This is a genomic window from Bythopirellula goksoeyrii (assembly GCF_008065115.1).
GTDB lineage: Bacteria > Planctomycetota > Planctomycetia > Pirellulales > Lacipirellulaceae > Bythopirellula > Bythopirellula goksoeyrii.
Genome location: NZ_CP042913.1, coordinates 5,980,916 through 6,003,864, shown reverse-complemented (window position 1 = coordinate 6,003,864; position 22,949 = coordinate 5,980,916). Strand labels below are relative to the sequence as shown.

Genomic DNA, 22,949 nt, shown 5'->3' with positions numbered 1-22,949 from the left:
ATCCGCCAGTCGCCTTTCCAACTAGAGAATATAAGACGTAACTTTGTGTGCTACCCCAGCAGTCATGAAAGCTGCTATAATATACGGAGTCTGAGACTTCGATTGAATCTATGCCTTTTCTGTAGGTATTTGCCATGTCGCACGCCCCGCTTTCACACTTCCAAGGCACTGGTGATTATGCGTGGGAATTGGCCACCCTCTATCCCGAGCAGGGAGAGTGGTCCGAAGTGGAATATCTGGATTTGACCGATGAGACGAACGGACGGGTCGAGTTCACCGATGGCCGACTGGAGTTCTTGCCGATGCCAACTGAAACACACGAAGCGTTAGTTCAGTTTCTCTATATTGCATTGTACAACTTCGTAAATCCGAATAATCTGGGCAAAGTTTATTCAAATGGCATCCGGGTACGGGTCCGCCCTGGCAAGCTTCGCCTTCCTGACGTACTGTTCCTGCATAGAGATCACTTTGCGGTGCGCCACAATCGAGTTTGGGATGGCGCAGACTTGGTGATGGAAGTCGTAAGCGACGATCCCAAGGATCGTCAACGCGATTACGAGCTGAAACTCAATGACTATGCAGAAGCCAAGATTGCCGAGTATTGGATTGTGGACCTCGACCGGGAGCTGGTGATCGTTCATCGTCTTGAAGGAGAGCGATATGCGGTGCATGGTGAGTTCGGCGCCGGTCAACAGGCAACCTCTGTTCTCCTAAGCGACTTCAACGTGGACGTCTCAGCCCTGTTTGCGGTAACAGAAGACATTCCGGAGTAATCGGCCACGGTCTCCCGTGACCCGGGAGCACGAGTGCAAATTCGAGAAGTTGCCGGGGAAGTGATGAACGCAATTCGATGGCTCATCCGGAGGAAGTGTCTGCCGGGTACCTGAGACTTGCGCAAAGCCAACAAACTTTGCCAGATCCTGCGCACCAAGACGGGAGTTTTGTCGTGGCCAATTTATCGAAACCGAAAACAAAAATATAAAACTCGGCGTCCCAAGCTCGTTTCGCACTAGTTTTGCAGTGGTTTTCTGAAATTCGCGAATTAGTTTTGTAAAACAAAACTCGGCTTGTCGCTGACAAAACTCGTGTTGCTTCGAGTCATCGATACACCGGTGAGGACCAACGGATCCCTAGCCGTCCCGGCGCGCCGATAGTCGTGCCGAATCGGTTGGATAGTTGCATCAACGGTTGAATTGTCAAGGATCGGCGCAGCACAAAGGTGTGCTTCGGCAACAAGTGCCAAGAGGACTCTAACATAGCGCGTGGCACAATTTCTACAAGAAACTTTGAGGAATGAATGAGAGGGAATTCAAATGGGTGGGGATTCCTTCACAACCAAAAACACCGGACCTCTTTTGCTCGCGAACGAAGCGCGCTCTTTCAGAGCTAGGATCGTGTGGGGTGCTTGGCAACCCAGGGCGGCGTTCCAGTCTCGCTGTCGCTCGTTGGAACTTGCTCTGGGCTATCACAGCGCGGCCGTACCGGCCTGAAGAGTGCCGAAGGCACGCTAGTTCTGAAAGAGCGCGCTGCGATAGTCTAGCGGCGTCGGTACTCCGGCGCATCCTGGCTAAGTTGTTGGTGTGACTTGAGAGCATTGGTGACCGGCGGCGCTCCTCTCATGCCGAGCGGGGCTCGGCTTCGAGTCGCGGCTAAACTCTGGCAAATCCTGCGGTATGGCATTTCTGCCGCGATTTCCGCCTCCTTGACGGCGCGAACCTAGCCGGATAATCTAGTATCTGAATTTGAGATTCTGGAAGGCAGCGGTATTTGTAACCCTGATAATCCAGGGTGCCAGCATCCGGTCCTCCAGCCAATTCAAGCGATTAGGCGGTACTTTTCGTAGTTCGATCGTAGTTCAAACACAGCGAATACGGCGATTCGCTTTTTGGCGGCGGAAACCCGCAAGGGTATTGTTGCGCCCCTTGGGTGAAATTGGATTTCCCCTCCCGAGCTGAAACTTTGGTAGACACCATGCATATCAAGTCCCTAAAAATATATTGCGATATCGTTGAGCGGCGGAGCTTTTCGCGCGCTGCCGATGATAATGGCATTAGCCAATCCAATGCCAGTCAGGTGGTTCACCAACTCGAAGAGCGTCTGGGGGCTCAGTTGCTCGACCGCTCGAAGCGACCATTTGTGCTCACGCCCGAAGGGAAACGCTTTTTCGAGGGGTGCCGCCAGATCGTCCGCGAATACGACGAACTGGAGAACGATGTCCGCACGCTCCGCGATGCTTCGGCGGGACGGTTGTTAGTGGCGTCGATCTATTCCGTTGGGCTGGCGCACATGAGTCTGTTCATGAGGCAGTTCTCGGCCAAGTATCCCAGCGCCCAGGTGCGACTGGAGTATCTGCATCCCGACCGGGTGTTGGAGGTGGTCGAACAGGGGGACGTCGATCTGGGGCTCGTGAGTTATCCCGAGGAAACACGCACCCTCGCTGCAATTCCTTGGCGCGACGAAGCGATCGTGCTGGTATGCCATCCCAATCATCGCTTTGCCACAGAGCGCTCAGTCAACTTTGCCGAGTTGTCCGGCGAATCTCTTGTTGCTTTCGAAGAGGGACTCAGAATTCGTGCAGAAATCGACCGCCTGCTGATGGTCCACGATGTGGATGCGACCATTGCCTTTGAATTCGACAATATCGAAACCATGAAGCGGGCCATCGAAATCAACGAGGGGATCAGCTTGCTCCCCGAACCGACGGTCGCCAAGGAGATCGCATCGGGCACACTGGTCAAGGTTCCGCTCGAAGGGGAGCATCATTCCCGCCCGTTGGGGATCGTGCATCGCCGCGACCGCCCCTTAAGGGACTTGGCTCGCAATTTTGTCGAACTTTTGCAGGCAGATTCGGAATTCTCCGATCGATGCCCGGTCGAGCAGACGCTTGAAACAGCAAGTTCGAACAATGGAAACAATCACTGGCATCAATCGGCTCCGGCCAGGTAATTTTTTGGGAAGTTTGCCATGGAACAAGCACAACAATTCTCTCCTTTTCCGCCTAAGCAAGGTCTTTATGATCCGGCCAACGAACGCGATTCGTGTGGCGTGGGTTTCGTTGCACACATCAAAGGTGAACGAAGCCATCAGATTGTCGCCGACGCCGAAGAAGTGCTGCGCAATATGGACCACCGGGGTGCCTGTGGTTGCGAGGCCAACACGGGCGACGGGGCTGGAATCTTGACTGCATTGCCGTTTGAGTTTCTTCAGAAAGTGGTCAAAGCCGACCTGGGAGCCGACCTCCCCGAGCCGGGTAAGTTTGCCGCTGGAAATGTGTTCCTTCCTAAGAATGTCGAGGAGCGTGCGGTCTGCAAGTCGGTAGTCGAAGAACTCATCAAGGAGTGCGGCCAGCAATTAGTCGGATGGCGCGATGTGCCTACTGATGTCAAGAAAGCGGACATTGGCCCAACCGCTCTCGCCGCGGAACCGGTCGTCGAGCAATTGATTGTCGCCAGCGGGAAGAAGTTCTCGGGAGACGCTTTTGAGCGCCAACTCTACTTGATCCGGAAGCAAGCCAGCAATCGTCTTCGCGGCGATAGCAAGCTCACCCAGGCAAAGATGTTCTACATCTGCTCGCTGTCGAGCAAGGTGATCATTTACAAGGGGATGCTCACTACGGAGCAATTGTTCCAATACTATCCCGATCTCCGCGACGAAGACTACACCAGTCACCTGGCAATGGTGCACTCGCGGTTTTCGACCAACACGTTCCCCTCCTGGGATCGTGCCCAGCCATGTCGCTTCATGAGCCACAATGGCGAGATCAACACCGTGCGCGGCAACAAGAACTGGATGTTTGCCCGAGAAGGTGTCCTTAAGAGCGAGTTGTTCGGCGACGATTTACCAAAACTCTTTCCCGTGGCAGAGCCCGATTGCAGCGACTCGGGCACCTTCGACAACGTCCTCGAATTTCTGTTGATGAATGGCCGCAGTTTGCAGGAGTCGGTCATGATGATGATTCCCGAGGCATGGCAGAATCACCAAACCATGTCCGAAGAAAAGCGGGCTTTCTATGAGTTCAATTCCGCCCTGATGGAACCCTGGGACGGTCCCGCCTCAATTGTATTTACCGATGGCAAAGTGATTGGTGCCGTACTCGACCGCAACGGACTCAGGCCCTCGCGATACTATCTCACACATGACGACCGCGTCATCATGGCGAGCGAAGTTGGAGTACTGCGCTCCGTCGAACCGAAGAACGTCAAAGCAAAGGGTCGCCTGCAACCCGGCCGCATGTTCCTCATCGATTTTGAAGAGGGCCGCCTGATTCCCGATGACGAACTTAAAAGCGAGTTCGCCTCGCGTCTCCCTTACAAGACCTGGCTGAACAATCAGCGTATCGATCTCAATGAGCTTGAGCCAAACAAGGAACCGCATGGTTTCGACAGTCCCACACTCTTGGAGCGGATGCAGGCTTTCGGTTTCACGATCGAATCCATGAGCTTCATGCTGCTGCCATTGATTAAAGCAGAGAAAGATCCCATTGGTTCGATGGGCAATGACTCCTGCTTGGCGTGTCTCTCGGACAAGCCACGCTTGATCTACGACTATTTCAAGCAGCTTTTTGCCCAAGTCACGAATCCAGCGATCGATTCGATCCGCGAAGAGATCATCATGTCGCTGGAGTGCTATATTGGCCCCGAACAGAATCTGCTCGAAACCACCAAGGAGCACGCGCACAGGTTACGGTTGCCGCATCCGATTCTCTCCAATGAACAGATGGCCTCGCTCAAGCACATCGACCATCGTGGCTGGAAAGCCAAAGTGATCGACATCACTTGGCCCAAGAGTGAGGGAAAAGCTGGCATGGTGGCGGCACTTGAGCGCGTTTGTGCTGAGGCCGAATCGGCTGTCGACGAAGGATTTTCACTCGTTGTCCTTTCAGATCGCGATATTTCAGCCGACCGCGTGCCACTCAGTTCGCTGTTGGCCACCGGGGCCGTGCATCACCACCTCGTGAAGCAAACAAAACGAACTCAGATCGGGCTGGTTGTCGAAACGGGCGAAGCACGCGAAGTGCATCACCATTGCCTGTTGATCGGCTACGGTGCCGACGCGATCAATCCCTATCTGGCTTTCGAGGCCCTCTGGCAAGCCCGACGTGACGGTCTGCTCGATTCAGGCGAACCGACCGTGAGCGACGAAGAAGCGGGCGAAGGGCATGCCCATCCCGCCATTTCAGCAGGTGCCAACGGCGAACTCTATGACCCAGTCACCAAAGCGGACCACGATCTGGTGAAGAAATATCGCAAGGGTGTCGCCAAGGGCATGCTCAAGGTAATGGCCAAGATCGGCATCTCGACGCTGCAAAGCTACAAAGGTGCCCAAATCTTCGAAGCCGTCGGACTTAAGAGCGACGTTATTGATCGCTGCTTCGTAGGAACTGCCAGCCGAATCCAAGGGGTCGACTTCGACATCCTGGCTGAAGAAGCTTTGCGCCGTCACACGCTGGGATATCCCGAGATGAAATCTTCCCAGCTGCCAGTTCTGCCGAATCCGGGCGAGTTCCATTGGCGAGCCGAAGGGGAGCGCCACATGTGGGATCCCCAGTCGATCGCCGACATCCAAGTTGCTGCCCGCGCCGGCGATCAGGATGCTTATAAGCGATTTGCCGAGCACATCAACCATGATGCCGCCACTCGCTGCCAACTCCGTGGATTGCTGAAATTCAAGCCCGCCGCAAAGCCGATTCCGCTCGACGAAGTCATGTCTGCCAAGGAGATCGTCAAGCGATTCTGCACCGGGGCGATGTCCTTCGGCTCGATTTCAGCGGAAGCCCACGAGAGTCTTGCGATTGCTATGAATCGACTCGGTGGCAAGAGCAACACGGGTGAAGGAGGCGAAGACCCAATTCGTTTCCAGACCCTGCCCAATGGAGATTCCAAACGGTCGGCCATCAAGCAGGTCGCCTCGGGTCGGTTCGGTGTGACGATTAATTATCTCACGAACGCCGATGAATTGCAGATCAAAATCTCGCAAGGTGCCAAGCCGGGTGAGGGGGGAGAGCTTCCTGGCCGCAAGGTGGACGACACCATCGCCAGGATTCGCTATTCGACCCCCGGGGTCGGCTTGATCAGTCCGCCGCCTCATCACGATATTTACTCTATCGAGGACCTCAAGCAATTGATCCACGATTTAAAGAATGCCAATCGGGCGTCTCGAGTGAGTGTGAAGCTGGTTTCCGAAGTGGGCGTCGGCACGATTGCTGCTGGAGTTGCCAAGGGCTATGCCGACCACATCCTGATCTCTGGAGACGGCGGTGGCACCGGTGCCTCGCCTCTCACGAGTATCAAGCATGCCGGCCTTCCCTGGGAATTGGGTATTGCCGAAACACACCAAACCCTGGTACTCAACGACTTGCGGAGCCGTGTCATTTTGCAGACCGATGGCGGTCTAAAAACAGGGCGCGATGTGGTAATCGCGGCCATCTTGGGAGCTGAAGAATTCGGTTTCGCCACGGCACCCCTCATCACACTCGGTTGCATCATGATGCGTAAGTGCCATCTCAATACCTGTCCGGTCGGTATTGCGACCCAAGACCCCGAACTCCGTGCCAAATTTGCCGGCAAGCCTGAGCATGTGGTGAACTATTTGTTTATGGTAGCCGAGGACACCCGCCAGATCATGGCCGAGCTGGGGTTCCGCACCATCGACGAGATGGTTGGCCGCGTTGATTGCCTGGAAACCGATGCCGCGATCAAGCACTGGAAGGCGGATGGCTTGGATCTCACGTCGCTGCTTTCCCCAATCAAGAAGCCGCGTCCCGATGTTGGCACTTACTGCACCCAGGCTCAGGACCATGGCTTGGAGCTTTCGCTCGATATGACCAAGCTTCTTGATTTGGCCAAACCTGCCCTGGAGCGGGGGGATAAAGTCCGAGAGGAATTGGCCATCGTCAACACCGATCGCACTGTCGGCACGATTCTCTCCAACGAGATCTGCAAAAAGTGGGGTGAAGAGCTTCTCCCCGACGACACCATTCATTTCAAATTCCACGGATCAGCGGGACAAAGCTTCGGCGCATTTTTGGCCAAGGGGGTCACGCTGGAACTCGAAGGGGACGCCAACGACTATGTCGGCAAAGGCCTCTCCGGCGGACGTATCATCCTTTATCCGTCCAAGGATGCAACTTTCGCTGCCGAGGAGAACATCCTGGCAGGCAACGTTTGTTTGTACGGTGCCACGAGTGGCGTGGCATTTTTCCGCGGCCGAGCTGCCGAACGATTTGCCGTCCGCAACAGTGGAGCCCGAACGGTCATCGAAGGAGTAGGAGATCATGGTTGTGAGTACATGACAGGTGGTCGCGTCGTCATTCTCGGCCCTACTGGCCGCAACTTCGCTGCCGGCATGAGTGGTGGTATCGCATATATATGGGATCCGAACGATGAATTGTTAGCCAACTGCAACCTGGGGATGGTCGAATTGGAGAAGGTTGAAGAGGAGGAGGACATAAACGAGCTACGTGAGCTAATCGAAATGCACCAGAATTACACAGACTCCACAGTGGCAGGCGAAATCCTCGACCGCTGGGACGAGTCCCTACCGCAATTCGTGAAAGTTATGCCCACCGACTACAAACGAGTCCTCCAGGAACAAAAAGCAGCCAACAAACAACCAGCGGTGGTATGACACTTCAAGTAATGCCTCTCGCAAAGGCGCTAAGGCGCAAACTAAGGCATTTCATATTTAGTAGGAGTCATCCACTAAGATGCATGAGAACCCGATTTCTAAGGAGATTGTAGACGCCGCGTATCGGATTCATACCACCCTTGGTCCGGGGCTCCTTGAGTCAGTTTATGAAAGAGTATTGGCATATGAGATCGAGATACGTGGTCTTTCACTCAAACGACAGGTACCAGTATTAGTAGAGTATGACGGTAGATGCTTCGAAGAAGGCTACCGATTGGATTTGTTGGTGGAAGAGAAAGTTATCGTTGAGATCAAGTCGATTGAGAAAATAGAGAACGTTCACAAGAAACAACTCCTAACCTACCTTCGGCTATCGAATAAAAAGCTGGGGCTACTTATCAACTTCAACGAAGAATTGATACGGAATGGAATCACTCGGATTGTGAATGGACTCGAATAGTAATCTAATAAAGGGTTCTCGAATTTGCGCCTTAGCGCCTTTGCGAGAGATACTTCAAACAGCAAGTTAGTGGCGAATCATGGGAAAACCTACCGGATTTAAAGAATTTCAGCGAGAAGTTGTGCCTTACCGCGACCCCGTCGAGCGGGCTGGTGATTTCTTGGAGATCTACACCGAGCCGATCGTAGAGCAACTGCGCACTCAGGGTGCGCGATGCATGGACTGTGGGGTGCCCTTTTGTCAGTCAAATTCGGGTTGTCCGATCGATAATCTCATTCCCGAATGGAACGATCTGGTCTACCAGAATCGCTGGCGCGATGCGCTGGATCGGCTGCACAAAACGAACAACTTCCCCGAGTTCACTGGCCGCGCTTGCCCTGCGCCTTGTGAAGGATCTTGCGTTCTGGGGATTACCGATCCGCCGGTTACGATTAAGAACATTGAAAACGCCATCATTGACCGCGGCTTTGAGGAAGGGTGGGTCGTAGCTCAGCCTCCCAGCGAGCGCACCGGCCTACGGGTGGCCATTGTCGGCAGTGGCCCCGCTGGTTTGGCCGCTGCTGCTCAACTCAACAAAGCAGGACACGCCGTTACTGTCTTCGAGCGTGCTGACCGCATTGGCGGCCTGTTGATGTATGGCATTCCGAACATGAAACTCGACAAGGGTGTCGTCGAGCGACGCGTGAATCTTCTGCGCGAAGAAGGCGTCGAGTTCGTCACCTGTGTTCATGTCGGCCGCGAAGAGGATTTTCCCTCGGGCCACATGACCCAAATCATGCAGGAGCGTGGCTGCGAGATGCAGTTCATCGATCCGCAAGAACTCATCGACGAATATGATGCCGTTCTCATGGCCACCGGGGCAACCAAGTCCTTCGATCCTACCGGTCGCTGTCCAGGTCGTGATCTGGGGGGAATCTATCTGGCGATGGATTTTCTCACGCGCAATACCAAGAGCCTGCTCGATTCCGAATTAGCCGACGGAAAATTCCTCTCGGCCAAAGACAAGCATGTAATCGTCATCGGTGGTGGCGATACGGGTGCCGACTGTATTGGCACCTCTTTGCGTCACGGTGCAAAGAGCATCGTTAATTTTGAACTCTTGGACACGCCTCCCGCCGAGCGGGCTCCAAACAATCCCTGGCCCCAATGGCCGCGCGTCTATCGAGTCGACTACTCCCACGCAGAGACAAAGGCGCGCCTGGGAGCAGACCCTCGGCAGTTCAATGTGCTTACCAAAGAATTTATCGACGACGGCAACGGTCGCATCAGTGGTGTGAAGACTGTCACCGTGGATTGGTCGAAGCCCGGCGATAAGGCCCCGTTCAGCGAAGTCCCCGGCAGCGAGAAAGTTTGGCCCGCCGACTTGGTATTCTTGGCAACCGGATTCGTCGGCCCTGAACTTGAGGTCGGCGAAATGTTGGGACTCGAAACACAGAACCCACGAGGCAACTGGCAGACATTCGCCGCCGAGCATGGTGCTTTTGCCACGAACCTAGAAAAAGTATTCGCTGCCGGCGACTGTCGACGCGGCCAAAGCCTCGTTGTATGGGCAATCAATGAAGGCCGCGGCGCAGCCCGCGCGATCGACGAATTCCTTCGGGGTAGCACCGTGCTATCCGCCCCGGGGCTCAACTTGCCACAGCAAGTGGTGTAGTTCGGACAAGTTGCGCCAAGTCTGCTAATAGCCGTGGGCGGAAGCCCATGGTCGAATCTGAACAGGAAAAAGTTGGCCATGCCACGCTCAGCCGTAATTTTCGATGTCGATGGGGTACTCATCGATTCCTATCAGGCTCACTACGAAAGCTGGTTGGCGATGTTTGCTGAGCAGGGCGTTTCGTTTACCGAGCAGGACTTCCGCGCCACCTTTGGTCGCACTAGCCACGACATTATCGCTGCGCTCTATGGAAAGGATCTCAACGACGCCGAGATCCGCGAGTGGGACAACCGCAAAGAAGCCCTTTACCGCGACATCATTCGCAAGTCGTTTCCTGCCATCGACGGTGCAGTCGAACTTCTTGATTCCTTGGCAGCCGACGGATTCCGACTCGCAGTCGGCTCATCGGGGCCCCCTGAGAATATCGCACTCACCCTCGATTGCCTGGGACGCTCCGAATTGTTCGCCGCTAAAGTGACCCGGGTAGACGTCACTCGCGGCAAGCCCGATCCACAGGTATTCCAGATCGCGGCTCAGCGACTGGGCGCTGACCCGAGCGAGTGCGTGGTCGTCGAAGATGCCCCTGCTGGTATCGAAGCCGCCAACCGTGCGGAGATGGCCAGCGTAGCACTCACTGGCACCGCCACCCGCGAGGAACTATCCCACGCACTCATGGTGGTGGATAGCCTGCGAGAACTCACACCGACAAAGTTGCGTGCACTATAATGCCCCTCCGCTCGCGTCTTCGCGCCAAATCTATCTATCGTACAACCATCGGCTTCCGCCGACGGCTATGATTGAGAATAGCCAGCGCACTCACCAGCAACACGATCCCACTCGGCTCTGGCACTACTGTGAATCCCAAGTCGCGCAGTGATTGGATCGTCGTCATACTCAAAAAGGGTTGGCCATAGTCGGGATCGAGCGCACCAGTCATCCATTCCAAGGCAAAATCACGCCCCTCTGCGTCGGTAATGCCAGTCAGCGGCGACTCATTCCAGGGATCACTCGGATTGCCTTCTTGCGTGCTGCTCCGCATGACTTGATCCCAGTGGTTGTCTGGTGTACCAGAGCCACCTGCTTGTTCGACAGGAACGAAAGTCGCCAAGGGATCAAACTCCCTCTGGTAGGCCAGCACTCCATAGGTCCCCGTGTATTGTCCCGTTCCCGCAGTCGAGACTTCGTTTGCCGACCAGAGGGTTCCAATGCCTAGCGCATGCCCAATTTCGTGGCCCAGGATATCGTCGAGGTAGTTCTGACCGAGGTAGTCTGGATTCGGATTGGTTGGCCCCACGCCATTCCAACTGGCATAGGCGTCGATCACAGCAGGATTCACAAACAGTCTTCCACTCGTGGAAACAACAAACCCACCTTGGGATACGGACGAACCAACGGAAGCTGCCGCGAAGGCTGACCCTGACTGCACACTGATAGGAACGGAACTGACGCTGATCCCGGGTTGGTAACCGGTGATGACATTCTCCCAACGAGCCTTTGCCAGATCGAGGGAAGTATTGAGAGTTGTCACTTGGGACGCCGTAAAGCCGCTCGTGTTGACATTGAACGACAAACTAAAGGCTGCCCAAGTTGGTGGACAGCCAACCAGGCAAGCCAGTAGGCAAAGTTGTAGTTGAAATTTACTAAACATAGATTCTCCAAGGTGCCTCTTCACGTAACATCGACACATGACGATGCGTGAAATCAAGATCAGTAATTAGAATTCACAATGGCAACAGCCGATTGTGTGCGCATAAGAACGATCAATGAGCAACACTCTGTTTGATCAATAGCGCGATGAAAGCACGAGCAACAACCTGCGAATAGGCGGGTAGGGATGGATTTTGCATCTGAAAGCCGGAGCCCTTCTCCGGCTCACTCCATTGTAAACACAATCCAAGATATGGCAATGATTTGGCAGCTATTCGCTGTTTTTGTCGCTTATTCTCGCTATTTGAGCCGCGATGATCGCCGACCCAAAATAGATGCTGCTAGTCAACAAAAGCACCTCTCCTCTAGGATTCAAACCAAAGAAAAAGGCAAGAACTCCTAGAACAGCAGCCATAGCAGGGCCATGGCGAACAAGAATTGAATTCATAATTACCCCATTCTACTTCCGTCTCATGTATTCACATTCTTCCCAAACTTCATTGAAAGCGCAGAGGACACGGAGACGCAGAGTTTCGCAGAGCAGAAATTCATGTGTATTCTCTGCAAATCTCTGCGCCTTGGCGCACTCTGCGTTAAACTCGTCAATTCGCGGCCTCTCATCGCTAGCATTTTATCATCGGGGCGCAGCCAGCCGCAGAGCTGGACACGGCACATGTTTTCCCTCGCACGGCTTATGGCCACGCCCCGGATTGAATCACGCCTATTCGACGAACTCTAGCACCGGCAAATTATTCTCCTTGACGATCTCTTCGGCAGAACGATCGTTGTTTGCCTCCCACCACTTGGCGTATCCTTCTTGGTTGTTGGCGAAATTCGGTAGCCCCTGCATTTCCAGGTAGGTGGAAGCGTACTCCCGCACAGTCGGATTGGGGTCGCTCATCCCCAGATGCATGACATCGAAGAAGCTCCTATTCATCTTCTTGTTGCCCATCATTCCTGGAGAGAAACCTTTGAGTAGTTGCGGCCGGACACTGTCGGCGATCTCTGACCAGCAGGGTTCCAGAATCCGCAATGCCTCATCACCCGGCAGCGCGGCGAGCGTCTTGCCGAAGTTGGCCCCTACAAACCATTTTGAACTTTCTCCTGCTGATGTGAGTTGATCTCGCCACTCAGCAAATTCGTCGCCAGCACCACTTGTTGCCTGGGCACTCTCATCAGTCGTTGGCTCTTCGGTCTCTGATTCAGATTCCGCACCTTCTGGTTTCCCTGCGGGTTGGAGCATGATCTTCAAGTCTTCGGGAAGCTCCTGGTTCTTTACCGCTTCGAGCATCCTCTGCGCCTCAGCATTGTTGGGATCTTCGGCCAGCCGCTCGACCCAAGGCTTCGCCTTCTTGAAATCGCCTTGGATCAAATACAGTCTTGCCAACCCGAACCAAGCGGCAGGCGCCTGGGGAGCAGCTTTCTTGAGATACTTCTCCGCCTGAGGCAGGTCCCCCCACATGAGATAGATCTGCCCCAGTCCATTGAGACCCGCCGGGTGTTTCGGCTTGAGCTTCACGCACTGTTCAAACGTTTTGACTGCTTCAGCACTCTGGCCACTATTGAATTGAGTCCAGCCGAGGCCATTCCAGGCGTCAGCATCCTTAGGGTTTAATTCGACCGACTTGGTAAACTTTTCTTCCGCATCAGCGAATTGTTGCTTCTGCCAAAATTGCCAACCTTCCTTGCTCAATTGCTGCGCTTCATTGACGTCTGCGCGAGACACGGTGACCGTTGTCAGACCGGTCATCACCAACCAAAGTAATGTCGACATCGCTACTCCTCCAAATAGAATTACAGACAACCAGATTGCCCGCTTGCGGCGGCGTTGTTGGTCGTCATGAAGTGACCGGACCAACAGTTGGTCCGATTCCAGGAGTGCCGAGTCCAGGATTTGTTGTTCGTCAGGAGGGAGTGAGCTCTTATTGCTGCTCCCTGAACTTGGTAGACTGTGTGCCATAGTGCTGACCATGAGTTAAATAGCCTTGATCAATTGTGCCGCTGTTTCCGCGGACAGTTTTCCCGCGCTTACGGCGTCCAGAATCGAACCCTTTGTCTTCTGAGTACGGCCAATTTCGTCGCGCAACGCCGCGATCACCTTGTCGAGCCGCGATCGCACGGTCGGATAGCTGACCCCAGTCTGCTCCGCGATTTCCTTGAGGCTGCCGCTGGCGAGGACAAAAATTTCAATAAACCGCTGATGTTCGACAGGCAGGTTGGCCAGTCGGGCAGTGGGAAACGTCGCCTCCACTGCGATCTGGCAGGCATGGCACGTCATCCGACTAACGGTCATTGCTTGCTGGCAGTAGGGACATTCAGCGTTGGGGGTTTTTTGATCCATGTTTCACTTTATGTATTGATCTCCTTCTGAATATGAATATAATTTATTTCCATGTCAATTGGCTTTCACTAAATTTATTTCTTGGGATTCATGTCACAACATCGCACGCGACTGGCTCCCTCTCCTACGGGTGCCTTGCACTTGGGGAACGCGCGCACTTTTCTTGTGAATTGGGCGCTCGCTCGGCAGCAAGGCTGGCAGATTGTGCTGCGGATCGAAGACCTCGACGGACCTCGCATCAAGCAGGGTGCGGCTGAAGAGGCGATTGACATTCTCACTTGGTTGGGGCTGGATTGGGATGAGGGCCCTTTTTACCAACTCGCGGACTTAACGCCCTACACAGCAGCTCTCGAAAAGCTTGGTTCCCAGGGAGACATCTATCCCTGCGCCTGCACGCGGAAGCAGATCGAAGAGGCAAGCCTCTCGGCACCGCACGACGACGATCACGAACGGCGATATCCGGGGACCTGCCGACCGCCGAAGCGCGTTCCCATCTCAAATCAACAGTTACTCCAAGAGGGCACGGCACTACGACTGCGCGTCCCACCAGGCGACGTGACCTTCGTCGATGAGTTTGCGGGGGAACAAGCGTGGAACGTTGAGCAATTGGTCGGTGATTTCCTGGTAGGCACCAAGCTGGGTCTGCCCGGCTATCAACTGGCAGTGGTGGTTGACGACGCTCGGCAAGGCATCACACAGATCGTGCGCGGCGACGATCTTTTGAGCTCAACGCCACGGCAATTGATCCTCTACGAGAAGCTTGGTCTAGGACCGGTGCCACTATACACGCACCTCCCCATGGTGGTCGGCGAGGATGGTCGCCGGCTTGCCAAACGCCACGGCGATACCCGCCTCTCGTATTACCGAGAGAAAGGAGTGACACCCGAACGCATCCTTGGCTTGCTGGCCCACTGGTGTGGACTGGACGAACAACGTGAAATGACCGCCAAAGAGTTCGCTCAAAACTTCGAGCTATCTAATCTCCCTCGCGAGCAAATCGTCTACACCCCCAGCGACCTCCGTTAACCGCGACGCGTAGCGCCAGCGTAGCGGAGCGCGCCCCCGTGGCCCCTCTAATCCTGCTGACAATGCCTCAGCGAATAGAGCGCCATAGCCGTTCCATACTGCTGGTGATAATTGTAGAACGGGTAGTCCCACCAACTCCCATCCTTCTCTTGCAGCGGTAATAGGATGTGGGCCATTTGATTCTCGTGATCCTGCCGATCCTCTTCGGGAAGTTGTTCGATACACATTGTTGCGTAGTAGTGGCCGTAATAATAGAAATACCCAGCCACCATGAAATAGCTTTCATGAGGAATCGGCAACTTGCGCCCATACCCAAGCCAATTGTTGCGGGCAAACAACCGATCAAGCCAGGTTTGAATCACCTCGTCGGTGACATGTTCGTCTCCGAACAAACGTAGTGCCAGGTTACACGCCTGGCTTCTGCCGAGACTGCCAGCAGGACGGTTGATCTCCATTCGTGGCATCATCCGCAGGTATTCACCATAGGCATAGCTGAAGTCGGGGTTCCGCTGCCGATTGATCGAAGCGATGGCTTTGTCGATCAACTTCTCAGGAAACCTGACACCAATCTCCTTTGCATTGTGGAGTGCCACCAACATCGTTGCCGTGGTGAAACTCGTTGGGCTGCTGGCAGGGACTTGTGTGCGATGATCGAAATCGTAGTAGCCCCAGCCACCGCTAAGAAAGGAATAGCGATTGAGCTTGTCCGCCTGAATTTGGGCTGCAGCGAGCAGCTTTTCCTCTAGCTCGTCCTGCCCCAATAGCTTGGCTCGATGATAAAGGTCTACGAAACTCTGCAAGCCGTAGGCATGCCCCCAGACATTGTAAATGGCCATCGGTTCGGCACGGCGTACTCTTTCGTGATTTTCCAACATCCACTTCGTACCACGGTCTATTGCTTTGCTCACCTTGGCGGCCCGTTCGGCATCAAGCGTCGACTCGCATTCAACCAGCGATGAGAGTACCAACCCCCCCACGGCCAGTTTGAATCCCTGGTGAGCGCCTGGCACGGGCGCGTAGATGTTGAGCCCTTTGGTTTGCTCTGCGCTGCCCCAACCTCCGTCCGGGCGTTGGTCTTGCAACAAGAAATCCACACCTCGATCAATTGCCGACTGCAAAGCACCTTCCGCAGGAGGCTCTACGATTCTCGGTTGGGGGCCGCTCGTCGCCAGCGGGGAGTTTTCCGTCTCCGCTTCAAGTAACTCTGTCTGCGCTACGGCAGGAACAGAGTCAGTCGAGATGACAAAGAGTAGTATCAGTGCGATCGAGAGCAATCGATGTGGAATTAACATTGCACCAAATCTTAGAAAAAGGAAATCAGGTCTCGTGGCGATGCGTCGGAAGTGTCTTTGAAAAGATCCTTCATTCCTCCTGTTTCTCATCGTCCAGGGATACAACGTCTCCCGTGCTCAAGCCCGAAGTGATTTCAACCTTGTCTCCTTTTTCGCGACCCGTCTCGACCCACGTTTTTACAGGTTTGTCGTCCTCAACAGTCCACACATATTTCTTGTCTTTAGATTCATCATCGTGAATCGCTTTCTTTGGCACAAGCAAAGCATCTTCGTTTTGGTAAGTGACTACCTCCACTTTGCACGACATCCCAGGAACTAGCCATTCAGGCAGATCGTTTGTGGTCAGATCAAATAGTGCTTCAAACTTTCCATCAGCGACGGGCATCGCAGAAATTGACGCAACTTTTCCAGCCAAAGCTTTAGAGCCTTGAGCAGCAGGCTGAATCTCGACCTTCTCACCTTTCTTGAGAGAAATGCGCAATTTCTCATCCAAGAGAGTCATAACTTGCAACTTGGTCGTATCAAGCACTGTCAAGAGGACGGTCTGTTTATCAGCCGACTTGCCTGGGAGGAGTTTTTGTTTTTGAGTCGCGATCTTGCTCCATTTTCCGTCAGAGGCGTCTCCGTAGTAAACGACCCCAGCAAGAGGGGATGTGATCGCCATCAAGTCGCGATCGGCAAGCAGTTTGACATGCTTATCTAAAGATGCCTTTCGCGCTGACTTGAGCTTCTCCAATTCGTAACGGGCAGTGCTGACATCGATTTGATTGGCGAGTTCGGCACTCTCGACGCGATCCTCTGCTTGATCAAGAGATTCTTTCATATCGCGATCGCTGCGCGGGATGCTAACATTCAAAGTCCGGTCGTGATAGTGCTTGGATAATTCATAGTTGAATTCTCCATACTCGACCATGAACTTTTGACGCCGCAAGACGATCTCCTCGGTCTCTTCGGTCAGATCGTCGGCTTCGTACATTTTCTCCAGTTGCTCAAGCTCATCCTTGTAGTAGTCCAGATTAAACTTAGCCATTTTCAGGTTCATGTTCGCCGAGTCAATTGCCTGCTCACGCTCTGTCTCTTGGTATCGCTCATAGTCCTCCTTGGCCCGTTTCAAAGCTTCTTCCGCATTTGCCAGGGTTCGCTTGAGGGAACGCTCTTGGCGAGGAAGCGCTTGCTCCATGCGGTTGATCTTCAGTTCACCTAGGTGCAGCTCCAGGTCCAAATCGGCAATTGCCTTGTTGAGATCCTTGTCTTCGAATTGGAACAGGGTCTCACCCTTCTGAACTTCTGCGCCATGCTCGACCACGTCCTTGATTTTGAAGTCGGACCAGGATTCTGGCCACAAGGAGATTTCCGCCCTCTCCGTGGCGACAAAACGCCCATCTAGCGACTCCTCAATTTTTAGGGGCCCAGAGCTGACCGTGAAGGTCTCGCGACTCTGTTCGCTCTCATCTTTCTTGTGGGCTTCACTTTCTTTCCCCGTCACCTTCTGTGACTCTTCGGCTTCCTTCGAATTGTCCTCGGCAGCAAGACTGGGCTGCATGCTAAGGCTTAGGAATCCAAGTAGAAGCATCGCACACACAATCGAACGATTCATCGTGAGCCTCCTCAATCAAAGCAAATTGTCTAAGAGTAGAACTGAGACATGGTCTATGAAGGGCCGTTCAACCCTTTCGCATTCATTACCAAGACCCTGTGTAAGTTCTATTCTCACCCCTGAGAATTCATAATGCAACCAGATGAATTAGAAGTCCTGACCAAGTCAGGTTCGAACTAGACAAAAAAAGGGGTGCCAAAGCACCCCTGAGCATGGATCCAGAATTGTAAACTTCGACTTAAGCAAAAGACCCGCGGCGACTTCCGGCAAACGCCAAAATACCTGCGACTCCCAGCAACAGGGTATGCGGTTCGGGGACTGAGGTTTCAACGTCGATTTCAAACGCTTTCTTGTCGATAAAGGCTCTCGTTCCCTGACCTGTCGACGAAGCAAATAGATTGTTGTCAAGCGTAAGATTTACCTTCGTCGTGTTTTGCGGTAGTCCTACTAATGACGATGCCTGCCAGCCGGCTGCATAGGAAGATCCTCCGATCACCGACAGCTGATACTGACCTCCCAAGGGAGATGCACTCAGGAAAAAATTAATGACCGGAATGTTGACTGGAACTCCTGAAACCTCAACCACTTTCGCAATTCCAAATGCATTCACCGAGGCAAATGCATCGCCGCCAAAGGGAGCGTCTAGCAGAACCAATCCCTCCTCGCTAATCGTAAAACTGTCGAGAAAGAAACCCGATTTGGCAACAATCATCAGGTTCAGCTTTCCGTCAGTCTGGTCGGAAGCGTTTCCATCGAGTGAGGAAGCCGAGAAATTACCTGTCGTGGGAAAGATGAGTTCATCGCCATTGGTTCCCGGCTGACCATAGAGTGGCAGCGGATCGCTACTTGGCGAACTTTCTTCAATGTTCTTGAAGGTGACTGTGGCACCCATCACATCGGGATGAATCAGAGATGCCTGGGCAAGGGGTGCAATTAACAGCGAAGCCAGTGCCGAAAGAAGGATTTTCTGAAAGCGAAACATTAGTTCTTCTCCAAAGAGGATTCCATCTAAGTTGAAATGAAAGGGTAAGTATTCTTGGTGTGTAAGATTATTTCGTCGGTGCAGACTCGTGAGACCATTAAAAAACGATTCACAAAAACTACCCAAGCACGCCACCCGGATATGCCGGGGATAAGAAGGGGAGGATTGGTGAATCGTTTGACTAATTAGCGTTTTCCTGGGGGGATATTAGCTGCTAGGGTTCGGTTCTATCTAAAACTTGTCGCCAAGAGTCGAATTTCTTGCAGTTCACTAAAAAAGCGACTCCCTAATGCCTCTAACAAATCAACCAAATGCTTGGCTGACGAAAGAAGAATTGGGGAGTCGCTCGTAAAATTAGCGGTATCCTGAGGATAATCGAGGTGTTTAAACTGTCTTCAGTATTAGATCAGACTCTAATTCAGTTGTTGGATTGTTGGGGGAAACGCTCCCACTAGTTCCTAGAGTAACCTGGGTTTCACAGATTGTCAACAAATTTGTGGCGAATAGACAACAGAATCCCTCGGTATCAATGGCATGCGAATGCCCCAGACTTTTTTTCGCGTTTTTGCCGGGTTTTAGCCTGTTTGCCCCCTCACACGGTGAGAAAGCCCTGCTAGTAAGTTGGCCCCTGCCGATATTCCCATGAAATAGCAACTTCCCAGAAACCCAATGCCACCAGCTGTTCCCCCAATAGCCTTGGACGCCCCCGACCGGCGGCTGCAACTCGTGCGGCAGTTCGGATCGTTTACGCAGGCCTATTCCACGGCGGTGCAGCCAGGACTTGAGTACTTTTGGCATGGCGAAGCGTATCTCGCCTTCCGCCGGAAATGGGGCATTGCCTGCGTGTTGGCCGATCCCGTAGGTGCTCCTGAGTTGCATGCGCCCTTGCTCTCGGCCTTCACAAAGGAATTTCCCAGGAACTGTTTTTGGCAAATCTCAAAGGGGACAGCCATCCTGCTCCAAGAACGGGGCTTTTGGATCAACGAGATGGGTTGTGACACCCGGCTGGATTTGGCCAGTTACAGCTTTGCCGGCAAGAAAAAGGAACGACTCCGCCACGCCACCAATTGGCTCGCCAAGCACAGCTACGAGATTCGCGAAGGAACCTTTGCTTCGGACGTTTCTGTAAGCGAGATACGTGAGCTCTCTGCACGTTGGCAAGCCGAGCGACGCACGACACGCGATGTCTACTTCTTCAATCGACCAATCGTGTATGCCGACGAGATCGATGTACGCAAGTTTTTCCTGTTTTCACCCGCTGGCGATCCCGAGGCATTCATTTTCTTCGATCCCATTTGTCAGGCTGGCGAAGTCGTGGGCTACTCGCCCGCCATCAAACGTCGCCTCCCGGAGGCACCTCTCCGGGCTGAAGAAGGAATTATGAAGGTGGCCATCGAGCAGTTTCAGAGCGAAGGGGTCGAGTGCGTCATGCTGGGGCTGTCGCCCATGGCTGCGATTACCGACGGTGAGTTTCGTGCTAACCCGCTGCTCCATTTCAGTTGGAGCCGCGCACTGAACGCCTGGTGGATCAATCGCTACTTTTACAACCTGGCGGGTCATGCCGACTTCAAACGCCGTTTTGCCGGCCAAGAAGAACAGACCTATTACTCATCGAAGTGCCTATTCAACGATGTGCGCATCATTGCCTCGCTGCGTCTAGCAGGGGCCTTGTGACGAGGTCCTCCGCAGTGCGATACAAATGGCAAGACCCATGCACAGCAAGAGGCTGCTCGGCTCGGGGATGCTTGTCAATAGTTCGAATGCGAAATTATCATCACCGTGCAGAGGAGGGAATGGTCGCCAGTTGTCGTAGTCCCAATCGGTAGGGGGATTATACATATCGAGCGTTCCCGTAACCCCCACGTCGTTCCAGCTATCAGGGCTCGTATGCCAGCCCCAAAGGTGATCTATGTCGATGACAACTCCCGTAAGAGGGTCGATGGTAACTTTGCGCACTGGTTCACCCGAATCGACGGAGGTTCCATCAGGGAGGAGTCGGTGGCCATCCCAAGCGGCGATGGACATCCAATAGATGTCGCCGGCCACTTCATAAAAAGCCTCCGGCTCAGAAAGGCCGGCAATCGCGTGATCCAGAAAGGCATCTTCCAGTTTTGCCTCATATTTCACAATGTTGTGTCCGTCCCAACCCAGCATGTCGGTTCCCGTGAGCTCTACTTTCTCAATGGGTAGTTTGTAAGTCCCCAGCAATTGACCAGGCTTGCTAAACGATCCTGGAATGCTCGGGTCGACTGGGATATCGGAGAAAAAGGAAATCGCGAACCCCAGTTCACGAGGCGGAATATGCTCTGGCTCAGGGTAGGGGAGATCACCAAAGTACGAACCCCACCAACGAATCGCCTCAATCGGCCGACCATCCGATTGGAAATCATCAGCCGCGGTAATCGCAGGGACACCCATCGGATCGCGATCTGCGGGTTGCTTCATAATTTCGCGCCAGTCGAATTCAGAGGGTATATTTTCCCCCTTCATGTTCATGGGCAACTGCGACCATTTGGCGTAAGGCGTGCCGGTCGTAGGTCCACCGCGTGGATTGAGATTCGTTTGGGTCCACCCATTCACACTCGCAGCGGCTAGGAAGTCGATGTCGCTAGGAAGATATCGTACCCCCGTACGAATCGTAGGCGCCATTAGCGAACGAGGCTCATTCGGCAGTGACCCGGGCGGAATCGAGGGAGGTAATGTGATATTGAAGTGATTCGATCCTACGAGCGGAACTTGCGAGCCGGCGAACGGTAGGGGGGGATTGATCACATACGGAGAGGGGCCCAGATTCTGAATACCCAATGCGTGACCAATTTCATGGTTGGCTACCGACAAGATATCGAAGGTCGAAGCGTCTGGAATGTTGGGTTGGTAGTGGACTCGGGCCACGTTGACCGTGCCTACACCTAGGTCGGCCTCTTCTTTCCAAAGATGATTGTACTCGATCTCGTCGGTCGGCACAGGGTCCATGTACAAAGCGTAGAATCCGCCGCTGTTGAAGCTGCTATTAAAAGCGATGTCGAGTCCTTGAGCGATCGCAAGTGGTCCACTTCCAGGTATTCCGCCATCGAGATCAGCCCATCCGTAGCGCAGATTTATGGTGTCAATATCGAGAATTCCTTGTTCCCACAAATCGGCAGCCGTATTGAAAAGGCTGGCCAGAGTCCCCCCACCTTGAACAAAAGGTGAGGGAGGAGTGACGGGTTGACCGGCAATCGTTCCCCCAAGAACTTGGGTCCCGTTGATTGTAATAGCATTGACGTAGCTCAAAGAACTGAGCGATAGGAGAAAAATTAATGTCAAACAACCAAGATGCTTTGAAAAGTCGGAAGAGATTCTCGCATTCGATGTGGCATTCATGAGACCCACTCCTCTCGGGAAAAGAAATCAAAAGCCGACATCTTCCAGATGGAAGATGCCTTGAAAAGATACAGGAAGAGATCGGCTCCTATTCTAACTAGCAGTCTTCGACCATGTCCATCCTTTGGTGCCTTTCTGCCAGGAAGATTTTTAGTCCCCCCCCATGTGGCGTGCTAACCCAGTGCACCTCCTATGAGGTCCCCAGCTAAATACGCCAACCCCGCCGCAGTACCACCAATCGCCAAAGTGATCAGCCCTTCGCGGTACCAAGGCCGCTGGATAAACCAAGACTTGGCGGCTCCTACTCCGAAGAAAGCTACACTGGTAAGAAGCGTGCTCCACAGGTAGGGATTATCTATCGTATCGAGCAATAGCCACTGCCAGACGAAAGATAACAGAGGAATAAACCCCACCGTAATAAATGCCACAAAAGTCGTCGCTGCGGCAATACGAGGATCAGGGCCCTCCAGCGCCAGTCCATGCTCGTCGGTGAGCATCGTATCGATCCATTGATTTACATCCGAAGTGATGATCTCCACGGCCCGGTCCAAGTCCTCGCCCGTGAATCCTTTCTGGCGAAAGATCTCACGAATCTCTGCTCGCTCCCCCTCTGGGTAGTTCTCGATATGAAGCTTCTCAGTGCGTCGAACTCGCTCCTGCAATTCACGTTCAGCACGAATACCCAGGTAGTTGCTGGCCGCCATACTGAATCCATCGCCAATCAGATTCGCAATCCCCAGAATGATGACCACACTCGAGCTAAGCCCCGCCCCCGCCACACCGGAGACCACTGCAAAGGTCGTCACGGCACCGTCGATCGCCCCATAAACGAAATCGCGCAGATAACTGGGTCGCACACCTTCAGTGAGCCGCCGACGAATTTCTGCCGGTAGATGAGACTCGACGTGTTGCTGAGAGAGGGATTGTTTCATGGCGTACTAATCCCAATCTCTACGCGATT

General features: G+C 53.6%; 16 protein-coding genes. 8 read left to right on the top strand and 8 right to left on the bottom strand.

Annotated elements, in window-relative coordinates; translation table 11 throughout:
* Positions 1-134 precede the first annotated feature (134 nt).
* The 6 genes from Pr1d_RS23745 to Pr1d_RS23720 all read left to right on the top strand — a co-directional run bounded on the left by Pr1d_RS23745 (position 135) and on the right by Pr1d_RS23720 (position 10,466).
* A complete protein-coding gene (locus Pr1d_RS23745) occupies positions 135-773 on the top strand; it encodes a Uma2 family endonuclease (RefSeq protein WP_148075852.1) in 639 nt (212 codons plus the stop codon).
* A 1,198-nt stretch (positions 774-1,971) separates the two neighbouring features.
* On the top strand, positions 1,972-2,946 hold the full coding sequence (locus tag Pr1d_RS23740) for a LysR family transcriptional regulator (protein ID WP_148075851.1): 975 nt from the start codon (positions 1,972-1,974) through the stop codon (positions 2,944-2,946).
* Between the two features lie 18 nt (positions 2,947-2,964).
* Positions 2,965-7,626 (top strand): glutamate synthase-related protein, encoded by a 4,662-nt coding sequence (locus tag Pr1d_RS23735; RefSeq protein ID WP_148075850.1) that lies wholly within the window; start codon positions 2,965-2,967, stop codon positions 7,624-7,626.
* 79 nt (positions 7,627-7,705) lie between these two features.
* The gene (locus tag Pr1d_RS23730; protein ID WP_148075849.1) at positions 7,706-8,086 is read left to right on the top strand and encodes a GxxExxY protein; all 381 of its coding nucleotides are present in this window, start codon (positions 7,706-7,708) and stop codon (positions 8,084-8,086) included.
* A 79-nt stretch (positions 8,087-8,165) separates the two neighbouring features.
* Positions 8,166-9,740, top strand: coding sequence for a glutamate synthase subunit beta (locus tag Pr1d_RS23725; protein ID WP_148075848.1), 1,575 nt, complete (start codon positions 8,166-8,168; stop codon positions 9,738-9,740).
* 78 nt (positions 9,741-9,818) lie between these two features.
* Positions 9,819-10,466, top strand: coding sequence for an HAD family hydrolase (locus tag Pr1d_RS23720; protein WP_148075847.1), 648 nt, complete (start codon positions 9,819-9,821; stop codon positions 10,464-10,466).
* Between the two features lie 34 nt (positions 10,467-10,500).
* On the opposite strand, the gene Pr1d_RS23715 is transcribed toward Pr1d_RS23720, so the two are convergent.
* The 3 genes from Pr1d_RS23715 to Pr1d_RS23705 all read right to left on the bottom strand — a co-directional run bounded on the left by Pr1d_RS23715 (position 10,501) and on the right by Pr1d_RS23705 (position 13,728).
* Entirely contained in the window at positions 10,501-11,388 is an 888-nt protein-coding gene (locus Pr1d_RS23715; protein ID WP_168205456.1) for a PEP-CTERM sorting domain-containing protein, read from the bottom strand.
* 720 nt (positions 11,389-12,108) lie between these two features.
* Complete coding sequence (locus Pr1d_RS23710; protein ID WP_148075845.1) at positions 12,109-13,359, bottom strand: tetratricopeptide repeat protein; 1,251 nt, start codon at positions 13,357-13,359, stop codon at positions 12,109-12,111.
* Between the two features lie 3 nt (positions 13,360-13,362).
* Positions 13,363-13,728, bottom strand: coding sequence for a DUF2089 domain-containing protein (locus Pr1d_RS23705; protein ID WP_148075844.1), 366 nt, complete (start codon positions 13,726-13,728; stop codon positions 13,363-13,365).
* Between the two features lie 90 nt (positions 13,729-13,818).
* On the opposite strand from Pr1d_RS23705, the gene gluQRS reads away from it, so the two are divergent.
* On the top strand, positions 13,819-14,754 hold the full coding sequence (gene gluQRS, locus Pr1d_RS23700; RefSeq protein ID WP_148075843.1) for a tRNA glutamyl-Q(34) synthetase GluQRS: 936 nt from the start codon (positions 13,819-13,821) through the stop codon (positions 14,752-14,754).
* Between the two features lie 47 nt (positions 14,755-14,801).
* On the opposite strand, the gene Pr1d_RS23695 is transcribed toward gluQRS, so the two are convergent.
* From Pr1d_RS23695 to Pr1d_RS23685, 3 genes are all read right to left on the bottom strand, one after another.
* Complete coding sequence (locus Pr1d_RS23695; RefSeq protein WP_148075842.1) at positions 14,802-16,046, bottom strand: prenyltransferase/squalene oxidase repeat-containing protein; 1,245 nt, start codon at positions 16,044-16,046, stop codon at positions 14,802-14,804.
* 70 nt (positions 16,047-16,116) lie between these two features.
* Positions 16,117-17,643: an efflux RND transporter periplasmic adaptor subunit gene (locus Pr1d_RS23690; RefSeq protein ID WP_148075841.1), complete on the bottom strand. Its 1,527-nt coding sequence runs from the start codon at positions 17,641-17,643 to the stop codon at positions 16,117-16,119.
* A gap of 238 nt (positions 17,644-17,881) precedes the next feature.
* Entirely contained in the window at positions 17,882-18,625 is a 744-nt protein-coding gene (locus Pr1d_RS23685; protein WP_148075840.1) for a PEP-CTERM sorting domain-containing protein, read from the bottom strand.
* A 669-nt stretch (positions 18,626-19,294) separates the two neighbouring features.
* Here Pr1d_RS23685 and Pr1d_RS23680 point away from each other — a divergent pair.
* The gene (locus Pr1d_RS23680) at positions 19,295-20,299 is read left to right on the top strand and encodes a DUF2156 domain-containing protein (protein WP_148075839.1); all 1,005 of its coding nucleotides are present in this window, start codon (positions 19,295-19,297) and stop codon (positions 20,297-20,299) included.
* On the opposite strand, the gene Pr1d_RS23675 is transcribed toward Pr1d_RS23680, so the two are convergent.
* Complete coding sequence (locus Pr1d_RS23675; RefSeq protein WP_148075838.1) at positions 20,282-21,988, bottom strand: DUF7901 domain-containing protein; 1,707 nt, start codon at positions 21,986-21,988, stop codon at positions 20,282-20,284. The two genes, Pr1d_RS23680 and Pr1d_RS23675, sit on opposite strands and share 18 nt — an antisense overlap.
* A 173-nt stretch (positions 21,989-22,161) precedes the next feature.
* Positions 22,162-22,920, bottom strand: coding sequence for a VIT1/CCC1 transporter family protein (locus Pr1d_RS23670; RefSeq protein WP_148075837.1), 759 nt, complete (start codon positions 22,918-22,920; stop codon positions 22,162-22,164).
* Positions 22,921-22,949: the final 29 nt, after the last annotated feature.